The sequence below is a fragment of the Haloarcula argentinensis DSM 12282 genome (assembly GCA_000336895.1).
Classification (GTDB): domain Archaea; phylum Halobacteriota; class Halobacteria; order Halobacteriales; family Haloarculaceae; genus Haloarcula; species Haloarcula argentinensis.
On the sequence record AOLX01000014.1, the window covers coordinates 108,152 to 128,198 of the forward strand.

At 61.7% G+C, this 20,047-nt stretch carries 14 protein-coding genes and 1 tRNA gene; 7 read left to right on the forward strand and 8 right to left on the reverse strand.

The window, feature by feature from the left end:
* Nucleotides 1-235: 235 nt before the first annotated feature.
* Nucleotides 236-1,393 carry an acyl-CoA dehydrogenase family protein gene (locus C443_RS04225; protein ID WP_005534164.1) on the reverse strand — a complete coding sequence of 386 codons (1,158 nt, stop codon included), beginning with the start codon at nt 1,391-1,393 and terminating at the stop codon, nt 236-238.
* A 113-nt stretch (nt 1,394-1,506) separates the two neighbouring features.
* Here C443_RS04225 and C443_RS04230 point away from each other — a divergent pair, with 113 nt between their 5' ends.
* Together C443_RS04230 and C443_RS04235 are read left to right on the forward strand one after the other, a co-directional pair.
* Nucleotides 1,507-3,471, forward strand: coding sequence for a 3-hydroxyacyl-CoA dehydrogenase/enoyl-CoA hydratase family protein (locus tag C443_RS04230; RefSeq protein WP_005534165.1), 1,965 nt, complete (start codon nt 1,507-1,509; stop codon nt 3,469-3,471).
* Nucleotides 3,472-3,626: 155 nt separating this feature from the next.
* Nucleotides 3,627-3,701, forward strand: a tRNA-Glu gene (locus C443_RS04235).
* An 88-nt stretch (nt 3,702-3,789) separates the two neighbouring features.
* On the opposite strand, the gene C443_RS04240 is transcribed toward C443_RS04235, so the two are convergent.
* Nucleotides 3,790-5,178, reverse strand: coding sequence for an outer membrane protein assembly factor BamB family protein (locus C443_RS04240; protein WP_005534167.1), 1,389 nt, complete (start codon nt 5,176-5,178; stop codon nt 3,790-3,792).
* A 314-nt stretch (nt 5,179-5,492) separates the two neighbouring features.
* Between C443_RS04240 and C443_RS04245 the strand changes: the two genes are divergently transcribed.
* The 3 genes from C443_RS04245 (at nt 5,493) to C443_RS04255 (ending at nt 8,331) form a co-directional block, all read left to right on the forward strand.
* Nucleotides 5,493-6,731, forward strand: coding sequence for a DUF4352 domain-containing protein (locus C443_RS04245; RefSeq protein WP_005534168.1), 1,239 nt, complete (start codon nt 5,493-5,495; stop codon nt 6,729-6,731).
* 100 nt (nt 6,732-6,831) lie between these two features.
* Entirely contained in the window at nt 6,832-8,013 is a 1,182-nt protein-coding gene (gene glmU / locus C443_RS04250) for a bifunctional sugar-1-phosphate nucleotidylyltransferase/acetyltransferase (RefSeq protein ID WP_005534171.1), read from the forward strand.
* Nucleotides 8,014-8,151: 138 nt separating this feature from the next.
* Nucleotides 8,152-8,331, forward strand: coding sequence for a DUF7576 family protein (locus C443_RS04255; RefSeq protein WP_005534173.1), 180 nt, complete (start codon nt 8,152-8,154; stop codon nt 8,329-8,331).
* 104 nt (nt 8,332-8,435) lie between these two features.
* Here C443_RS04255 and C443_RS04260 read toward each other — a convergent pair whose 3' ends face one another.
* On the reverse strand, nt 8,436-8,645 hold the full coding sequence (locus tag C443_RS04260; protein ID WP_005534174.1) for a hypothetical protein: 210 nt from the start codon (nt 8,643-8,645) through the stop codon (nt 8,436-8,438).
* A gap of 163 nt (nt 8,646-8,808) precedes the next feature.
* On the opposite strand from C443_RS04260, the gene C443_RS04265 reads away from it, so the two are divergent.
* The gene (locus tag C443_RS04265; protein ID WP_005534176.1) at nt 8,809-10,791 is read left to right on the forward strand and encodes an AMP-dependent synthetase/ligase; all 1,983 of its coding nucleotides are present in this window, start codon (nt 8,809-8,811) and stop codon (nt 10,789-10,791) included.
* A gap of 23 nt (nt 10,792-10,814) precedes the next feature.
* On the opposite strand, the gene C443_RS04270 is transcribed toward C443_RS04265, so the two are convergent.
* The 5 genes from C443_RS04270 to C443_RS04290 all read right to left on the reverse strand — a co-directional run bounded on the left by C443_RS04270 (nt 10,815) and on the right by C443_RS04290 (nt 19,036).
* Nucleotides 10,815-11,207, reverse strand: coding sequence for a secondary thiamine-phosphate synthase enzyme YjbQ (locus C443_RS04270; RefSeq protein WP_005534178.1), 393 nt, complete (start codon nt 11,205-11,207; stop codon nt 10,815-10,817).
* 131 nt (nt 11,208-11,338) lie between these two features.
* On the reverse strand, nt 11,339-13,378 hold the full coding sequence (locus tag C443_RS04275; RefSeq protein ID WP_005534180.1) for a SpoVR family protein: 2,040 nt from the start codon (nt 13,376-13,378) through the stop codon (nt 11,339-11,341).
* Complete coding sequence (locus C443_RS04280; RefSeq protein ID WP_005534181.1) at nt 13,375-14,691, reverse strand: YeaH/YhbH family protein; 1,317 nt, start codon at nt 14,689-14,691, stop codon at nt 13,375-13,377. The genes C443_RS04275 and C443_RS04280 overlap by 4 nt, the downstream gene beginning before the upstream one ends.
* On the reverse strand, nt 14,682-16,964 hold the full coding sequence (locus C443_RS04285) for a PrkA family serine protein kinase (protein ID WP_005534183.1): 2,283 nt from the start codon (nt 16,962-16,964) through the stop codon (nt 14,682-14,684). The genes C443_RS04280 and C443_RS04285 overlap by 10 nt, the downstream gene beginning before the upstream one ends.
* Nucleotides 16,964-19,036, reverse strand: a complete 2,073-nt coding sequence (locus C443_RS04290; protein ID WP_005534184.1) for a PrkA family serine protein kinase — start codon at nt 19,034-19,036, stop codon at nt 16,964-16,966. The genes C443_RS04285 and C443_RS04290 overlap by 1 nt, the downstream gene beginning before the upstream one ends.
* Before the next feature lie 610 nt (nt 19,037-19,646).
* Between C443_RS04290 and C443_RS04295 the strand changes: the two genes are divergently transcribed.
* On the forward strand, nt 19,647-20,024 hold the full coding sequence (locus tag C443_RS04295) for a DUF5820 family protein (protein WP_049943895.1): 378 nt from the start codon (nt 19,647-19,649) through the stop codon (nt 20,022-20,024).
* Nucleotides 20,025-20,047 lie beyond the last annotated feature (23 nt).

A 20,047-nucleotide genomic window follows, 5' to 3' on the forward strand; every position in this document is an offset into this window, starting at 1 on the left:
TGCACGAGACAGTCGGTCGCGGTCCGCATCACCGGACAGAAGTCACTGAGGACGACAACAGCGACGGGGAGAGCAGCAACTGATCACGGTCCGAAGCGGGCGAGTAGCGGGGCATGAGACTCGGTCGCCCATGGTTGCTCTATCTACGTCGCTCGGCGGGTTAAAAAGCAGTGGTTCAACGGGCCCTCGCAGGGTTGCCGGGAGTGCGCTGTGGGGCGAGACAGTGCCGGACCGCTCAGGTCATGCCCTTTCCGAGCAGTTCCCGGGCGATGATGTTCTTCTGGATCTCGGTCGTTCCCTCGTAGATCTGGGTGATCTTGGCGTCGCGGTAGAACCGCTCGACGTCGAAGTCGTTGACGTAGCCGGCGCCGCCGTGGATCTGGACGGCTTCGTCGGCAGTCTCAACGGCGACGCGGGAAGCCTTTTCTTTGGCCATCGACGCCAACTGCGTGAGCTGGTCGGCGTCGTTGTCGACGCTCCAGGCGGACTTGTGGGTGAGCTGCCGTGCGGCCTCGATTTCGGTGAACATCTCGGCGAGCTTGTGCTGGATGGCCTGAAACTCTGAGATGGACTGGCCGAACTGCTCGCGGTCCTGGGCGTATCCGAGAGCGCGCTCGGCGGCCCCACGGGCGATACCGACGCCCTGCGCGGCCACGCCTGTCCGGGTCTCGTCGAAGAACTGCATTATCTGGAGGAAGCCGGCCCCGCGCGTTCCCACGAGGTTGTCCTCGGGGACGCGCACGTCGTTGAGGATGAGTTCCGCCGTGTCCGATGCACGGATACCGAGCTTCCCCGTGATCTTCTCGGCTTCGAATCCGTCGCGGTCAGACTCGACGAGAATCTGTGAGAAACCGTTGTACCGTCCCTCCGCATCCGGGTCAGTTTCACAGAGGACGACGAAGTAGTCGCCGACCGAGCCGTTCGTGATCCACATCTTGTTGCCGTTGATGACCCACTCGTCGCCCTCTTTTCGCGCCTGCGTCGACACCGACGACACGTCAGAGCCGGTGTCGGGTTCAGAGATGGCCGCGCCCATGATGGCATCGCCCGTCGCGACGGGTTCGAGGTACTCCTCTTTCTGGGCCTCCGAGCCGAACCCGATGAGGGCGTCAGCACCGAAGGCGGCCGACTGGATGCTCAGACCGATACCGGGATCGGCCGCGAACAGCTCCTCGGCGATGATAGCGTTCGTCAGCGTATTGTAGCCTGCTCCGCCGTACTCCATCGGAATGTTCGCGCCTGTCAGCCCCATCTCGGCGGCCTTCTCGACAATCTCCCGGGGAAACTTTTCTTCCGTGTCGTACTCGGTCGCGACGGGCTTGATTTCGTTTTCGGCGAACCGGGCGATCTCGTCCTTTATCTGTCGCTGCTCTTTCGTCAGTTCGAAGTCCATATGTGGTGTGTTGACGTGATATGCATTAATGGTTTGTAATCCGAAATAAACTTGAGAGTGGTTTTCTAACGAGAGAAACGTTGAAGCCTCGGCCGGCAGTGGAACGATATGTCATGGATTTCGAGGATATTGACACTATCGCCGTGCTCGGTGCCGGGAACATGGGTCATGGAATCACCGAAGTGGCCGCGCTCGCAGGCTACGACGTGCGGATGCGGGACATCAAAGACGAGTTCGTCGAGGACGGCTACGACAACATCGAATGGTCGCTGAACAAGCTGGCCGAGAGAGACCAGCTCACGCAGGACGAGGCTGATGCGGCACTTGACCGTGTGACGCCGCTTGTCGATGTCGAAGAAGCGGTCAGCGATGTCGACGTAGTCATCGAGGCTGTGCCGGAGAAAATGGAGATCAAGAAGGACGTGTACACAGAGGTCGAAGCACACGCGCCCGAAGACGCCATCTTCGCCACGAACACGTCCAGCCTCTCTATCACGGAACTGTCGGAAGTGACCGAACGGCCCGAGCAGTTCTGTGGGATGCACTTCTTCAATCCGCCCGTGCGGATGCAACTGGTCGAAGTAATCTCCGGCGCACACTCGGGCGACGACACGCTGGACGCTATCGAGGCGCTTGCGGAGGACTTCGGCAAAACGCCGGTCCGCGTCCGCAAGGACTCGCCGGGGTTCATCGTCAACCGCATCCTCGTCCCGCTGATGAACGAGGCCGCGTGGCTCGTCCACAACGATGAGGCAACTATCGCTGAGGTCGACTCAACGACGAAGTTCGACATGGGCCTGCCGATGGGGTCGTTCGAACTCTCCGATCAGGTGGGGAACGACGTCGGCCTCCACGTCCTCGAATATATGCACGAAGTGCTGGGCGAGCCCTACGCCCCGTGTCCGCTGCTCGAACAGAAAGTCGAGAACGAGGAACTCGGGAAGAAGACTGGGAAGGGCTTCTACGACTACGAGAACGGCGGCGTCGACATTCCGACCGACGCCGGCCGCGAAGACGTCGAGCACCGCCTCGTCGCCGTGATGGCAAACGAGGTCGGGAAGCTCGTCGAGAACGATGTCGCTCCCGTTGCGGACATCGATCAGGCAGTCCAGCTCGGCGGCGGCTTCCCGGACGGTCCTGCGAAGATCGCCGACAAGACCGGCCTCGAGACACTCGTCGATACACTCGAAGAAACCCACGAGGCGACCGGCGCAGAGCGCTACGCCGTCTCCGACGGTCTCCGAGAGGCCGCGGCGGAAGGTGGCTTCTACGGCAGCGAAGACGACGCGCCGGCGGAGTTCGACAACGTCACGATCGAATATCCCGGTGACATGGTCGGTCACATCGAACTCGACCGCCCGCACCGGATGAACACCGTCAGCCCGGAACTGATGGACGACCTCGCCGACGCCGTCGACCTGCTCGAAGACGACGACGAGGTGCGTGCCATCCTGCTGACCGGGGCCGGTGAGAAGGCGTTCTCCGCTGGGGCCGACGTGCAGGCGATGGCCTCGAACGCGACGCCGCTGGACGCTATTGAACTCTCCCGCAAGGGCCAGCAAACCTTCGGGAAGCTCGAAGAATGTTCGATGCCGGTCGTCGCCGGCATCGACGGCTACGCGCTGGGCGGCGGGATGGAACTGGCGACCTGTGCCGACCTCCGCGTGGCCTCGGAGCGCTCCGAGCTGGGCCAGCCCGAACACAACCTCGGCCTGCTGCCGGGCTGGGGCGGCACGCAACGCCTCGCCCGCATCGTCGGCGAAGGCCGCGCCAAGGAGATTATCTTCACCGGTGACCGTTACGACGCCGACGAGATGGCTGAGTACGGCTTCATCAACGAGGTCGTCGACAACGACGCTCTGCACGAGCGGGCGTTCGAACTGGCCAAAGACATGGCCGCCGGCCCGCCGGTCGCACAGAAACTCACCAAGCGCGCGATGCTCGCCGGCCGCGACGACATCGACGCCGGCCTCGAAGTCGAATCGCAGGCTTTCGGCCACCTCATCGGGACCGACGACGTGATGGAGGGCATCAACGCGTTCATGGGCGACGGAGAGCCGGACTTCGAAGGGAAGTAATAGCGGACTCGGCCGCCAAGCAAATACGGAGCATCTTTTTCGTGGATACGTCACGGGGGCGGTCTGCTCTCCGTAGTCGCACGCCTGTGGTACGCATCCTCAGGTAGCGTCTATTTCGATGGGGTTAAATTGGTCCACCCGGAACGACTGAGTACGCTCGGTTGGTGTAGTCCGGCCAATCATCTTGGCCTTTCGAGCCGAGGACCAGGGTTCAAATCCCTGACCGAGCACATTACTGTCGCGAACTACTCCGCGAGCAACGGCGTTCGCCGCCGTTCTGTATAGCATGCTTCTGCACAGACACGGTACGTAGCGGGCTCACTCTCCAAGTTTCAGGATGTAGCCGCTCCGTGTTCCGATATACGCTCCGGACTCCGTGACCGTTGGGGCAGTCGTTGTTCCCTGAATGATGACGCGCCACATCGGGTCGCCATCGAAGGAAAGCGCGTGTACGCCAGCGGCATCGTCACCCTGCGTCCAGCACACAACCGCATCGGATGCCGTCTGCATCTCTCGTAGCGACCGCTTGAAGGAGTGACTCCAGACGCGCTCTCCGGCACTTCGGTCAACGGCATGGACTGTCGTCTTACCAACAGGGACGCACACCCTATCGTTGGCGATGACCGGCGGACCTCTCGTGTCATTCGCTGTCGGGTACCGCCACTGTTCGGTCCCGTCCGCTGACTGGAGCGCAACTAGGCGTCCACCGAACTCTGTCGCGTATACCGTCCCATCGCGTTCTACTGCGCCCGTCACATTGAAGCCGTCCTCAGTGGCTTCCCCTTCCTGATACTGCCAGCTGGAATCCCCTGTCGATTCGTCTATCGCAGCGAGTGCAGGCTCACCCGAATCCGTTTCCCCCCTGACGTACAGCGAATCTCCGTAGTGTCCTAGCGGGTCTCCCAGCAGGCGTCCCGCGGAGGACCAGCGACGCGTGCCGTCTGTTGTGTCAAACGCACTGGTGCGGTCTGGACCCTCAGAGGCGTACACTGTTCCGTTCTGTACCACCGCTTTGCGGATATCCCCAGTTTCGCGCTGGAATCGATTTCTGTTATCCGACGTGACAGCAAACAGTGACTCTCCGGCACGGTTGATCGCATCGTCGTGTGTGCTTACGATGGCTGTCTCGTCGGCGGTTCCGAGAATGGACAGATATCTATCCCGTGGTTCCGTCCCCCACTGTAACTCGCCGTTCTCTAGGCGAACCAGTTGCTGCCCAATTCCCAGCCTCCTCGTGTTCCAGCCGACGATAGCGTACACCCCGTTGGCTGCGGGAGCTACTACGGGCACGCTCTTGTTCGCCGCGTAGCGCCACTGCTGTGTTCCGTCGGTGCCGACTGCGTAGACGTTCTGACTCCTGGGCGGTTGCATGCGTTCTTGGGGCGGGGTTCCTCGGTCATTGGTCCCGCCGATGGCGTACACTGTCCCATCCCGCACGACCGGTCGGTCCGTCACGTAGCCAGGCCACTGTCCCGTCATGGGGCCGTTCGTCTGGTACGTCCACCGGACTGCGTCACCCTCCGGCGGGTCGGGACGCTTGTCGCTTGCCGTCCGCTGGTCCGTCGCTGTCTCAGCACGTTGGTCGGACCGCGTTGTCGTGCCCGTCGGGGTTGCTGACTCTGGCGTCGCGGTCTGGCTGCCATCGAGACCAGCGCAGCCAGCGAGCGCGGCCCCGAACGCGACCAGAACCGTCCGTCGGGATTTCATTACGACGGGCTGGCTCTCGCTCCGGCATAAGTTTCGTGTCGATTGTGTCACTACTTTATTTGGGTGCTGTACCGTGGATCAATGACTACCGACACCGGACTGAGTACCGTATTTCGAACAGATCTGCGAACGACCGTCCCACTGTCAGATTCCTGTCTGTGGGGCAACCAGTGCTATCCGCTATCCTGACAGTCGATTGGATCGAATGGCCCTACAAGAACCTGTGTTGAATAATAGGATGCTTTGCATTCATATTTGACAAGTATATAGGTAAAAGAAAACATATTTCCACTCGTATATAAAGCGAGTAGTACATGGACCGACGAACATACGTGAGTACGATCGGAAGCAGCATCGCTGCACTCAGCCTTGCAGGATGTAGTGGTAGCGACGGCGGTGACGGAAACAGTGAGTCCACGTCAACACCAGAACCAACGTACGAAGTAGATCAGGAGGCACCAGCGCGGCTGAAACTGCTCTCCGTGAGTGGGCCAAAAGAGGTCGCGTTCGGTGATACCATCGAGGGTGACGTGACCGCCGTCAACGTCGGTGGTGAGCCGATCTCCGGGGATGCAACCATAGAGTTCGTTCACTCAGAATCAGCTAACACTGAGCCACAGACAGTCACAGTCAACGCTGATGGACTGGCGTCCGGCGAAGAAGTTTCGCATAGCTATCGTGTTGACGCCGAGTATGCCGGAGCGTGGGCGTTTGAAGCGTCCTCCGACTTCTATGCTGTCGACGATACAGTCACATCAACTGTGTCTGTCCTCCCGAAGCAGGGGAGCACTGGGGAAAGCATTGAGCTTGCCAGTGGGGTCCAGGCCACAGTGTCTGATATGACCTACGAACAGATGATAACCTACGAGCTCCCCGCTGGCGAACGGACTTTGGGCGACAACACCGCACATGCCATTCGCGAAACGGTCTCAGATAACATCCTGCTGATTCTGAGCGTTACGTTCGAGAACGGAACAGGCGAGGCCCAGACGGTGTCGAAAGACGACTTTGTCGTCCCCGAATCGAGCTTCGTGAGCCAGTCGGCTGCAAGTCGTGACGGAACGAACGCAGTCGGGGAGAACATCAATCCGGGGCAGACCTACAGCGGCCATCTGATTTACGCTGTCCCGAAGGCCAAGGTCGACGACCTCACACTCGGAATAAACCTCGCAGAAGGGAGTGCGGTCGCTGATATCGAAATCCCGCTTCAGTCACCCGGTGGCTTCCCCGAGTTCGAAATGGCGAACATCGATGTTCCGCCGGAAGACGTTACAGGCGATGAAGCGATCGTTGAGATAGAGGTCGAAAACGTCGGTGACAGCGCGGGGGTGTTCAAATCCATCCTTGAGTTCAAGACGCCAGACGATCCGGGCATATTCGCTGGCTATTCCGCAGATACGTGGTACATTGACTCTGATGGACCCTACACACAGCGGATTCCCGCTGGCGAAACCAGAACCATCGAACTGGTGACGGAACCGGATTCAGACAGACGGTGGGATTACCGAACGACCCCATTCGGCGCGGAGTGGACGTTCAAGGCCGTGGAATAGGTGTAGGTACGACTTCCCCACCCAGGTAACTTCTGTGTATACCGTTCTCGAACGAGTCAACAGCGGTAGGTATTTTCCGGGGCCGAGCGACGGGTAGACCATGCAAGCAGTCGTACTCGCAGCGGGGCAGGGGACGCGTATGCGGCCGTTGACAGACCACACTCCGAAGCCGATGCTCCCAGTCGCTGACCGGCCGCTGGTGGCACACACCGCCGACACGGCAATTCAAGCGGGGGCCGACGAACTCATCTTCGTCGTCGGCTACGAGGCCGAGGCGGTCCGCTCGTACTTCGGGGACGAGTACAGCGGCGTCCCGGTCAGCTTTGCCGTCCAAGAGGAGCAACTGGGGACTGCCGACGCGGTGGCAGCCGCGAAGGACCACCTCGACGGCCCTTTCGCAGTCCTCAACGGCGACAACCTCTACGACGCTGAGAGCCTCAGCGGCCTCTTTGATGCCGCGCCGTCGGTCGCTGCCTACCGCGTCGACGACCCAACGAGCTACGGCGTGCTGTCGACAGACGGGGGTGCCGTCACCGACATCGTCGAGAAGCCAGACGATCCGCCAACGGAGCTGGCAAACGCCGGGGCGTACGTCTTCCCAGCCGAGGCACGGGACTGGCTGGACGTGCCCCTCAGCGACCGCGGGGAGCGCGAAATCACAGATGTCCTCGCCAGAGTCATCGAGGAGGCGACGGTCACTGCTGTCGAGGTCGACCGCTGGCTGGACGTGGGCCGGCCCTGGGAGCTACTGGAAGCTAACGAGTGGAAACTGGGGCAACTGGACCGGCGACTCGACGGGGAGGTCCGGGGCGATGCAGACCTGCGCGGCGAAGTCGTCGTCGAGGAAGGTGCCGTCATCGAACCCGGCGTCGTTATTGAGGGGCCGGCGCTGGTTCGCTCGGGCGCACACGTCGGACCGAACGCGTACGTCCGCAGCGCGACCCTGCTGGGGGAGGACACTCACGTCGGCCACGGAGTCGAACTCAAGAACACGGTCTTGATGGCCGGCTCGAACGTCCCGCACGTCTCCTACGTCGGTGACAGCGTCATCGGTCGTGAGGTCAACTTCGGCGCGGGAACGCAGGTAGCGAACCTCCGCCACGACGGCGACCCGGTCCGGATGACAGTGAAAGGCGACCGCGTCTCGACCGGTCGGCGAAAGTTCGGCGTCGTTGCAGGCGACGGCGCAAAGACGGCCATCAACACCAGCCTGAACGCCGGCGTCGTGCTCTCATCGGGCGCGACCTCCTCCCCCGGAGAGTCCGTTACCCGGGACCGATAGCAGGACTGCACAGCGGGCGTCCGTCCGGCTCACGTACACGCTACTGCCATTCTGTTACCGATTCGACATTCGTGTATGTTCGTGACGTTCAGTGCAAGTATGTGGGATTAAGTGCCGTGAAAGACACTCTCAACTAAGATGGTCGACCCGACATCAGATCACCACGAAGATATCGACGAGGACGAGGCACCGGAGTGTGCTACATGCGGTGATGCTATCGCCAACGAAGTGACTCACCGTGTTATCACATGGATAGAGGACGGCAGCGTCGAAACGGCTCACTTCTGCAACGAGGGCTGCCGGACAGAGTGGCAGTAACGCGTCTGTTCTACCCGTAGTCTGGACGGCGACCGCTTGCCGTGCGTCACTCACGGTTCGGATCGTTTGGGTGCATTTTCCGCTGTTAAAACCGAATCTTCGTTTCAGTTCATCTGCGTATCGATGTGGTGGACAGCGTCCGGTGAGAGAAGTCGCCCGGTGGGGAGTTCGACCCAGCCGTTTGCAAGGACGCGAACCGCTCCCTCGTGTAACACTGTCTCCTGATCGATATCCGCGTACACGATAGCGTTCTCGTAGGTCTTGACGAACTGATCTACGGCATCATCCCAGGCTGGTTCTGTCGAGAAGACCATAGTTCGACTATGCTGTGGCCGAGATATAGTCTTGGTGCGACACTTTCCCATCCCGTCGTCGTCCTTTCTTTCAAAACCGTTGACGGAATCAACTCCGACAAACCAATAGAGTGTTAACATCCTGCACATATTTGGGATGGCCTAGTGAACACTGCGGTATGACATGACTGCAGGCAATCACGCTGACTGGCGTCAGGCCGAGGAAGCGTACACTGACGAAGTCATTGGCGACGACACGCTGGGCGAGATGTTTGCTGCAAGCGCGGCCCGGAACGCCGAGACGACGGCCCAACTGTACAAGGGTGGCGTCTACGATCGGTCACTGACCGACGACGTGATACCGGCGGCTCCCGACGGCGACTACGCCGAACTCAGCTACGAGCGGATGCACCACTTGGTCAAATACCTGGCCGCAGGGTTCCGTGACCTCGGTGTCGGCTCGGACGTTCGCGTCGGTATCTTGTCCAACACGCGAATGGAGTGGGCGCTGAGTGACTTTGCCATTCTGTCTGCGGGTGGGGTGGTGACGACCGTGTACACGGATTCCTCGCCGAAGCAGGTCAAGTATCTGCTGTCGGACCCGGAGGCGAGCGCCGTCGTCGTGGAGAACGCTGCGATGCTGGACCGCGTCCTGGCTGTCGAGGAGGACCTGTCCCTCTCGTTCATCGTCGTCATGGACGACACTGACGTGGACCGCGATGACGTGTACACACTCAATACGGTGTATCGGCGCGGCGAGGAGACGTTCAGCGAGACGGCGTACCAGTCCTGGCTGGACGAGCGCGACCCCGACGACCTGGCGAGCCTCATCTACACCTCCGGGACGACGGGCCAGCCGAAAGGGGTCCAGCTCACCCACCGCAACTTCCGGGCGAACGTCAATCAGACGCGCAGGCGAATCGGGCCACGACCCGACAAGCCGTCGCACCTGCCGACCGTTACCGCCGAGACGCGTTCGATAGCGTTCCTCCCGCTGGCACACGTGTTCGAACGTCTCGCGGGCCATTTCTTCATGTACGCGTCCGGCGCAGCTGTGAGCTACGCCGAAAGCCCGGATACGCTGGCCGACGACCTCCAGACTGTCAAACCGATGACCGGGCTAAGCGTCCCCAGAGTCTACGAGCGGATTTTCGACAATATGCGAACGCAGGCCAGCGAGTCCCCGCTCAAAAAGCGCATTTTCGACTGGTCGATGGACGTGGCCCGCGAGTACGCCCGGACCAACAATCCGGGACCGATACTTACGGCGAAACACTCGCTTGCGGACCGCCTCGTCTACAGCACGGTCAAAGAACGGCTCGGCGGGAACATCGAGTTCATGGTCAGTGGCGGTGGCAGTCTCTCGAAAACGCTCTGTGAGACGTTCCTCGGGATGGGGCTGACGATACTCGAAGGATACGGCCTCACGGAAACGTCGCCAGTCCTGACTGTGAACCCGCCGGAAGACACCCGTCCCGGAACCCTTGGTGCCCCGTTGCCTAACGTCGACGTCCACATCGATACCGGTGTTGTCGACGCCAGCGAGTTTGACGATGTCACTGGCGACGTGGGAGAACTGCTCGTCGACGGTCCGAACGTCACGGCGGGGTACTGGAACGCGCCAGATGCGACGACACGGGCCTTCACGGAAATCGACGGCACTCAGTGGTTCCGCACCGGCGACATCGTCGAACGTACCGACGATGACTTCCTCATCTATCACGACCGGCTCAAGGAACTGCTCGTCCTCTCGACGGGCAAAAACGTCGCGCCACAGCCTATCGAAGACCAGTTCGCGACGAGCGACCGGGTCGATCAGGTCATGGTCGTCGGCGACGACCAGAAGTTCGTCGGCGCGATAATCGTCCCGAACTTCGAGGAACTCCGCCGGTGGGCCGACAGCGAGGGCGTCGACCTTCCCGACGATCCAGAAGCACTGGTCGACGACGAACGTGTCCACGAGTGGGTCCAGACTGCCGTCGACGCGGTCAACGAGGAACTCGAACGCGTCGAGCGGATCAAGTCGTTCGCGCTCGTCTCCCGAGAGTGGACCGCCGAAAACGACTTGCTCACCCCGTCGATGAAAAAGAAGCGCCGCAACATCCGCAGCGCGTACCGCGAGAAACTCGCCGAGATATACGGCGAGCAGCAGGTCGAAGCGGCCTGATTGGCGGTCACCAGACGCCCGGTTCAATCGGTGACGACCACGTCGACGGCTCGTTCGCGCGGTCCGTCGCAGTCGACGAACAGCACGGACTGCCACGTCCCCATGTCGAGGTCTCCGTCGCGGACGGGAATCGTCTCGCTCGCCCCGACGACCATCGCCCGGACGTGTGAATCCGCGTTGCCGTCCAGTTCGTCGTGGTCCCACCCGCTGTCCGAGACGAGGTCGCCGAGTGCGTCGCTGAGGTCGCCCAGCAGTCGCGGCTCGGCCTCGTTGACAGTGATACCCGCGGTGGTGTGGCGGACGAACACGGTGCAGGTCCCTTCGGCGTCTTCGGGAATCACGTCCCGAACCCGGTCGGTGATATCAATCACGTCTGTGTGCGTGTCGCTTTTGACGGTGAACCGAGTTGCGTTCATATCGAATGCCACTCTCCGGACCTTTGTGAAGATAGGCCATTTATTATATACGATTCGGGTGGCTCAACGAGAAACTGCCTGTCAGTGTCGTGGGACGGTTCTCCGCCCGCTCCGAGAGCGCCGCGCAGCGCTCAGGCCAGCCATTCGTCCGGCTTGGTGTTGTAGTCGATATCGGTCGCGGTGAGGTGTTCGACCTCGGCCCAGTCCACATCAGTGACGGTCACCTCGTCGCCGTCGTAGCGGATTCGCTTGCCGACCTCTTCGGGTTCGGGTTCGCGGTCGCGGCGCTTGGCGACCTCCACGTCGTGGTCGTCGAACTCCTTGGCGATGGTCAGGAGGTTCACCGGGCGGCCCCAGAGTTCGAAGGTGCGCTTGAGCACTTCCTTGGCCTGCCCGATGTCGAGCATCACGCCGTTGTACTGGTGGGCGAGCAGCAGTTCGTTGCGGTTCTGGTAGTTACCGTCCTCGACAACGACGGTTGGCTTCCCGAAGTTGGTGAACTGCAACATCAGTTTCTTTTTGACATCCTCGTGGTCCGTCGAGGTCACCCGATAGTCGCCGGAGGCGTGGGTGTACTCGTAGGTGAAGTAGTCGTTGTCGTCGACGAACTCCTGCGTGAGGAACTCATCGAGGAACGTCACGTCGTTGTGGCTCTCCCGGATCTCCCGCATCCGTTCCCAGCCGCGGGTGTAGTCCACGTCCGAAAGCGCTTCCGCGACGCTGTCGTAGCGCGAGTCGTCGAACATATAGCGGGCGGTCCGCTCCAGTTCTTCTTGACCGATCCGGGAGACGAAGCCGCGGTACTGAGGCTTGACCAGCGAGTAGTGCCGGTGGGCCAGTCCCTCGTAGGTCAAGACCTTCCAGGGGTACTGTTCCACGTCGAAGTCGCCGTCGCGGGCCGCTGCCAGCTCCTCGCTATCGACGCGTGGGTCCTCGGGATCGAGGTCGTCGAGGTGACCCGGAACGTCAGTGAGCCACTCGGGGGGTTCGAGGTGGTCTTGGACGGTTTCGTAGTCGACACTCTCGTCGAAGTTCCGCCAGGTGATGCCCTCGACCCGGAGCAGGCGTTCGATGACTTCACGGCGGTTCTCCGTATTCTCAACGTACTCCCAGATCTCCAGCCCGAGGCTGTAGGGGTTCAGCCCGCCCGACCCCAGTACCTTCGACATGTGGTCGGAGTAGAGGATGAACTCGTCGTCGCCGGCGAACTGCTCGCCGGTCATCATCAGGGATTCCCAGTAGGAGGCCCACCCTTCGTTCATTACTTTTGTCATTTTTTGGGGTGCAAAATAATAGGCCTCCCGGCGAAGGAGTTCCAGCAGTTCTTTCTGCCAGTCTTCCATCTCCATCGCCCGCTCGGCGTCCGCGTCGTACTGCATACCGTGCTTGCGCAGGAAGCCGAGCACGTCCTTCTCGGGTTCGGCGGGGAACGTGACGTTCTCGTCGTCGTCGCGCTGAGCGTCCAGCCACTCCTCGTCGAACACCTGCCGTTTGACCTCCTCGGAGAGGTCGAGGTCATCCAGCTGGTCGGTTACGTCAGCCCCCTCGATATCCTCGAACTCCTCGGGGACCGTCTCGACCGGGCTGTAGGGAACGTGCTGGTCGATGTTGTCCTCCAGACAGAGGACGTGGTCGATGAACCGCTCGACCTCGGCCCGCTCGATGTCTGGGTCCTGCATGTACTCCTGGATGGTGTCACCGTGGCGGGCGAGCATCCCCGCGGCGTCGGGGCCGCGACGGCGGTCCTCGCCGGACTCGTCAGTCGTCGTCCGGGAGGAGCCGTCGGTGAACATGCGGAACCACTCGTTGTTGGCGAAGAAGTCCGCGTGGGCCTCGACGTGGGTGATGACGGCCTTCTGGTCGGCCAGCGTGTTCGACTCCTGCAGGAAGGCGTGGGCCGGGTCGTCGTTGTTGACGATCTCGAAGGCTTTCCCACCGAGGAACTGGCCCTGTTTCTGCTGGCGGTCGTACTGCATGCCCCAGCGCCAGTGCGGGTACCGCTGCTGGAACCCGCCGTAGGCGATGAGTTCGTTCATCTCGTCGTAGTCGACGATCCAGTAGTTCACCGGGTACGGCTTCAGCCCGAGCTTTCTGGCGAGATTGCCAGCCTCCTTGACCGGTTCGTCGAGGTCATCGGCCACGCGCTGTTTCGCGAATCTATCGTTGTTCATCGGTCCTCCGTGCTGAGTATGTCGTAGATGGCATCCACCACGTCCTCCGGCGAGGAGACGTACGCGACCGCGACGTTGTCGGCGTCCCGGAAGTTGCGTTCGACCTCCTCGGCGTGGGTGGCATTGATAGCGTTCCCGCTCGGCTGGGTCTCCACGTAGGCGTGGAGGTTCGCCGGGATCTGTTCCATCAGCGGGATGACCTTCTCCTCGGTGTCGTTCGAGGAGTTCTCGCTGTCACCCGCCGCGAACACGTAGCGGTTCCACTCGCTCCATGGGTATTCCTCTTCGAGGATTTCCGCTGCGAGTTCGTACGCGCTGGAGATGCGGGTGCCCCCGCCCGAGCGGATGCCGAAGAACTCGTCGCGCTCGACCTCCCAGGCGTCGGCGTCGTGGGCGATGTAGACGAACTCGGCGTTGTCGTACTTGCCCGTGAGATACCAGTCAAGCGGCGTAAAGGTCCGCTCGACCAGTTCCCGCTTCTTCTGGCGCATCGATCCGGAGACGTCCCGGATGTTGACGACGACGACGTTCTTCTCGCGCTCCTCGACGATTTCGGGGTAACGGTACCGCTCGTCTTCGCGGCGGAACGGGATCTGGTCGACACCTTCCCGGCGGATGCGCTGGGAGGTCTCGACCTTCTCGACGTTGTCTTCCATCTCTTCGATGGAGTCCCAGACGGCCGTCTCCTCGCTTGGTAGTTCCTCATAGGCGTCGTCGATCCACGCTTTCGAGACAGGCATGTTCTGCTCGCGGGTCCACTCGTAGACGGTAGCCGGTCCCCAGCCGTCCACTTTGAGCGCCTCACGGACGTAGTCCTCGTCGAAGTCCATCGCGAGCTTCCGCTTGAGGCCTTTCTTGAACAGCCGCTCGAAGTCCAGCGTCGAGGACGGGCCGGTTCGGGTGATGTCCGTGAAATCACCCTCCTTCTCCTCGATGACTTTCTTGCCCTTCGGTTCGAGGTCGAGCCCGAGCTGTTCGTCCAGCTCCTCGGCGAACTCCTCGGGGTCCATCTCGTAGTATTCGTGTTCGCCGCCTTCCTCGCCGGGCTCGCCGTCTTCATCACCGTCGTCATCCCCGGGCTGGGGCTGTGGCTGGCCGACGGGGTCGCCCTCCTCGGCGCCCTCGCCCTGCCCGACGCCACCCTGATCGCGCTGGTCGTACTCGAACTCCGGCAGGTCGACGATCTTGATCGGGATTCGGACGGAGTCGCCCCGAGACTGGCCGAGGTCGCCGTACTGGATGAACTCGGCGAGGTCCTGGCGTCGCTCCTCGCCCACGTCACGGTACCGTTCGAGGTCGTCTTTTAGTCCCATCTGTAACTCACCTGACTCATGACGTGTCGGCTCGTCAACTCGGCCGACGCCTCAGTGTAGTCGAACATCTCGACCATGTTGTCCAGCGTCTTCGCCTTGAGCCGAGCCGTCTCAGTCCCGGACGGCGGGTTGTCCCACTGGCCGGGCTCGAAGTCCTCGTAGGTCCGCTGGATGTCGTCCCAGTCGTAGCTCCCGAGGACAGTGTTGATGACCGGAATCTCCTTGGGGTTCACGTCACCCACACGGAACTCCTCGTCGCGGCGCTGCCACGCGTGACGGTTCAGCGCGGTGATGATCTTCTCGGTGCGGAACTGCTCGACGGCGTGGTCGGGTTCGTTGCCGTCGTAGTTCTTCTCGTCGAACCGGCCCAGATGCTCGATCTCGAACACCTTCATCTTCAGCGGGTCCGGGTCGACGAGTTCGCCTCGCTCGTTTTCGATCTGGTCGTCCGATTCCCAGGCGTAGACGTGCTCGATGTACTCCTCGACGGTCGCCTCGTCGACGCGCTTGTCCCGCATCATCGCGTCGAGCACGTCCTGTTCCTGCTGGCCGAAGATGTAGTTCTTGACAGTCACGACGCGTTCCTCGTACTCCGTGGCCTCACCGGTCGAGAATACAGGCGCGTCCGAAAGCCCTTCAGCGACGGCGTTGAGCACGTCTCGGGGCATCAGCACGTGTTCGACCGGGAGGTCGGGGTGGTGCCGGTCCTGTGGCTCGTGCAGCAGGTCGGCGATGATGTCGCGGACGTAGGTGACTGGGATACCGTGGTCGCCGTCTTCGGCGGTGGTCTCCAGGTCGTAGTCTTCGATGTCGACGCGCTCGTCGCCTTCCATCAGGTAGCCTCGGTCGAACAGCAGCGCCTTGTCGACGAGGTCCAGCCCGGTCGGGATTTCGGCGCTGTCGAGCCGCGAGACGACGGCGTACAGGGCCGCGGACTCGACGGTGTGCGGGGCCAGTTCCTTCTCGGTGGCCGTCTCGACCTGATCCCGGACCGAGATGGTCAGTGGCTCCTGAATCCACGTCTCCAGTTCGTCCCATGTCTCGGGGTCCCAGACCGCGGTCTCGTTCGTTAGCTCTCGGCGCAGGAGTTGGGCCTCCAGCGAGAGATTCGTCAGGTACGTGAACTCGTGTTTGTCGAGCCGGCGCTTCAGCGCCTTCAGCGGGTCTTGGCCCTCTCGGTCGGCATGCTTGTTGAGCTGTGCTTCCAGATCCGGGTTCGAGATGATGACGAGCTGGGTGTCCACGTCCATCCCGATGCCCTTGTCGAGCTTGACGTGGGATTCGTCGGGGACGTTCAACAGCTTCTGGAGCAGGTCGGCGTGCTGGGCAGCGTCCTCAACGACGGTCAGCAGGCCGTTGCCCTGCGAGAGGACGCCGTCGTAGCTGAACGCCTGCGGGTTCTTGCGGCCCCGGGAATCGAGCTCGCGGAGCATCCCGTGCATCCACGAGCCGACGAGGCGCTCTTTGGGCGTTCCCTCGTCCTCGGAGTGGAGGATGCCGATGCCGCGGCCCACGTCCACGACGAAGTTCTTTACCCGGAGGTGGGCCGGCTGGGTGACTGCCGAGAACAGGTCCGTCTCGCCCTGCCGACGGTACTGTTCTTCGAGGAAGTCGTACGCTTCTCGCGAGAACGGGTCGAGCTGCCCATCGACACGGATCGGGATGTGGTCGTCGAGACGCTCATTGATCTCGGCGAGCAGGTCCGCGCGAACGTCCTCGGGGAACACCGTCAGCGGGTGTGCCTGAACGGGACTCTCGTACCAGTCGTCCTCGTCTTCGATGGCCGCGTTCCCGTAAGTCATGCTGGTGGCGTTGCCGCCGGCCCCGGCGACGTTCCACTCGACGGTGTAGCGCCGGCCTTCGGGCGTCTTCGAATACTCCCGCAGGCCGTTGATGAGACAGCGCTTCAGCTCTGACTTGCCCGTTGCTGTCGGCCCTTCGAGCCAGATGATCTTCTCGTCTTTCCCGCGGCCGGCCGCGATGGACCGCAGGTCGTCGACGAAGGCGTTCAGCACCTCGGTGTTGCCGAGAATCGCGTGCTCGCCGTCGTTGTACGGGTCGTCGAAGAAGCGGTAGCGCTCCTTCTCTTCGCCCTCCTCGATAACCATTCGCGTTCCCGCGTCCTCGATGGCATCGAGGAGGTACTTCGAGGCGTGTGCTGCGACCTGTGGTGTTTCGAGGACGGCGTCGACGTACTCCGCGAGACTCATCGGAGCCTCGTAGGCGGCGTCGAGCGACTCGTCCGCGCGGTCGATGTACTCCTGGCCTGTCATTACTCTTCCATCTCGCTTTTGGCGACCTCCGCACCGGCGAACTCGAGCACTTCCTTGGCGCCCTCCTCGGAGTAGCCCTGCTCGATGAGGGCGTCGATCCACTGGTTGCGCTCCTCGTCGTCCATCTCCGAACTGGAGACCAGCGCGGAGAAGTTGATGTTGTGTTTCTTGTCTTCCCAGAGCTTCCGTTCGAGGGCGCGGCGCAGACGGTCGTTGTCCTGTGGGTTGAACGTATCACCCTCGCGGGCGCGCCGGGACACCCAGTTCGACACTTCCTGCCGGAAGTCGTCCTTGCGGTCCTCGGGGAGGTTCAGCTTCTCCTCGACGGAGCGCAGGAACTGCTCGTCGGGCTCCTGCTCGCGGCCGGTGAGTTCGTCCTCAACGGTCGCGTCGTCGATGTAGGCCATGACGTGGTCCATGTACTTCTCGCCCTGACGCTGGATCTCGTCCATGTCGTAGGCCAGCGCGTGGCGCACGTCCTCGATGGCCCGCTCCTTGTACTCCTCGCGGACGAGTTCGAGGAAGCGGTAGTACTTGCTGAACGATTCCTCGTCGATGGAGCCGTGATTCTCGAGGTTGCCTTCGAGGTGGTTGAACGTCGTCAGCGGCGAGAGGAAGTCGCGGCTGCGGTGCATCGAGTCCATGATGGCCTCGGCGATCTCGTCGCCGATGAACCGCGGGGAGACGCCGTCCATCCCCTCGCCGATGTCGGCCATCTTCTCGGCCTCCTCGCGGAGCTTCTTCACGTCGACGTCGTCGGCCTCGTCGATCTCGCCGTTGTAGGCTTTCGCCTTCTGCACGAGGTCGATGGACTCGTTGTCCGGTTCCTCAATGCGGGTGAGGACGCCGAACAGGCCAGCCATCTCCAAGGTGTGGGGCTCGACCTGGATATCCGGCAGGTCGGCGTTGCGCAGCATCTTCTGGTAGATCTGAGCTTCGGCCTCGTACTGGAGGACGTACGGGAAGTCGATTCGCTTGGTCCGGTCGTTGAACGCCTCCATCTTCTCGTCGCCCTTCTTGTCCCGGTACTCGGGCATGTTCGTCCGGCCGACGATGACCTGGTCGATGTCGATGCGGGGGTTGTTCTTTGGCTTGATTGTCTGTTCTTGACTGGCATGGAGGAAGTCATAGAGGAACTCCCGCTGGAGCTTCAGCAGCTCCTCCCCCGAGAAGATGCCGCGGTTGGCGTTACAGAACGCTCCGGAGTAGTCGAAGGCTCGCGGGTCGCTCTCGCCGTAGATGGCGATCTTCGAGTAGTTGACGTCGCCCGTGAGCTCCGTCTCGTCCTGATTTTTCTTGTCCTTTGGTTCGAACGTCTCGATCCCGCGGCGCTGGTTCTCATCGGCGACGAAGCGGACGATCTCGACGTGGTTTTCGAGGACGGACTGTAGGTCATCGTCGTATTCGGCCAGCAGCCGGTCCATGTAGAACTCCGAGGCCGGGTCCAGGGACTGCTCGTTCCGGATGGTGTAGGGGGCCTCGAGCGCCGCGTTGATGTCCTCGATGACCTTGTCCCGCTGTGCCTGCGGGAGGAGCACGAGCGGGTCCTGGTTCATCGGCGACCGGACCACGTCGTCGGCGGGGTCCTGGTCGTGGATGACGTCACAGAGGTTCGTCCAGCGGAACGTATACATCCGGCCCTCGTCCCGGCTGGTGTAGTCCTCGAAGTAGCGCCGGACTTGGCGGTCGAAGTCGGACTTCCCGGAGCCGACCGGTCCCAGAAGGAGCTTGATCCGCTTCTCGGGACCGAGTCCGCGAGCGCCGGATTTGACCTTGTTGACAAACTCGTGGATGGCCTCGTGGATGACCCGTCCGTAGAAGGTGTTCTCACCGTCGTTCAGCGGGTCCTCGCTCGCTAGTTCGTACTCGACCACGCCGGCCTCCTCGTCGTAGGTCTTGCCGTAGTAGTCGAACATATCCGCCACGCGCTGGTGGGCGTTGCGGGCGATCTTTGGCTCGTTGTACAACTGTTGCAGATACCAGTCGAACGTGTTCGTCTTCCGGAGGTCCGCCGGTATCGTGTCACGGTACTCCTTGCTCAGCGCTTCGAGTGTCTCTTTGTTCTTGCTCATGCTATCTCAGTAGTTCGTCGTGGCTGCAGGCGACCACCGACTGTTGCAGGATGACCCCGGGGCTGTGTGTCTACTCGGTGTCGATGCTGTCCGCCGCAGATGTGGCCGCATACGGCCGCTGAAGTACCCTTCGCTGCAGGGTGGCGCGTGTACCCTTCCATGGCTGACCTGCCGGGCGGAACACGGGGACTGTTCCGTCTTGGTGTGGTAACGGGAGACAGTGTCGAACTGTTTCCGATACTATTTACAGTACGAGTTCTGTTCATATAAGAACTTTGCCCTACTGTGGCCATACCGCCGATAAATTCCGGTGTTCTGGTCAGCCGAATGCGGGGATAGCGGGCCACAACTATGTTAACACATCTCATTAGTTTTTGATTGGTTTATATACTGTGTCGGTTGTCAACTGTTCTCTTCGGTGTGTCGGCCAGTGTTTAGCGCTGGATTGATGTGAATCTGTTGCCGTATTGATTGGCGGTTGCGAACGGGACACACGGAATGGCGACCTAATGTACCGGCGTTGCCATCACGCAACCGAGTGTCGGTCTCTGGAGTTGGCGACGCTGGGACGGACCAGCGGATTCTTGCCGGTCCACGCCAATTCGGCGGTATGGACCTGTCGGGCCTCCCCGAAGACTGGACGGTGTGGAACGAGACCGACGAGAAGCTCATCCTCGCGTACCGCCCGGATGTGTTCGACTCGGAGCAGTTTCCAGCTCCGTGTCTCCCGACCATCTATCTCACGCGCGGGAAACGAACCCGCCGCCCCGGCGCTGACCGGACCGGGGAGCGCTGGTACGTCACCTTCTATCTGGAACCCGAAGTCGAGCGCGACGCCGATTCCTACGAGGGCCGCGACGCTGCCGTCGAGGGCGCTGTGGAACTCGCGACTCGCTTCGCCGACGGTGAACTGGACTACCGCTCGCTGTACCAGGTGCCCCGCGAGACGTATCTGGACAAACTGGACGACCTGACCGGTCGGACATGACGCTTTACCGTGGCGACGTTCTA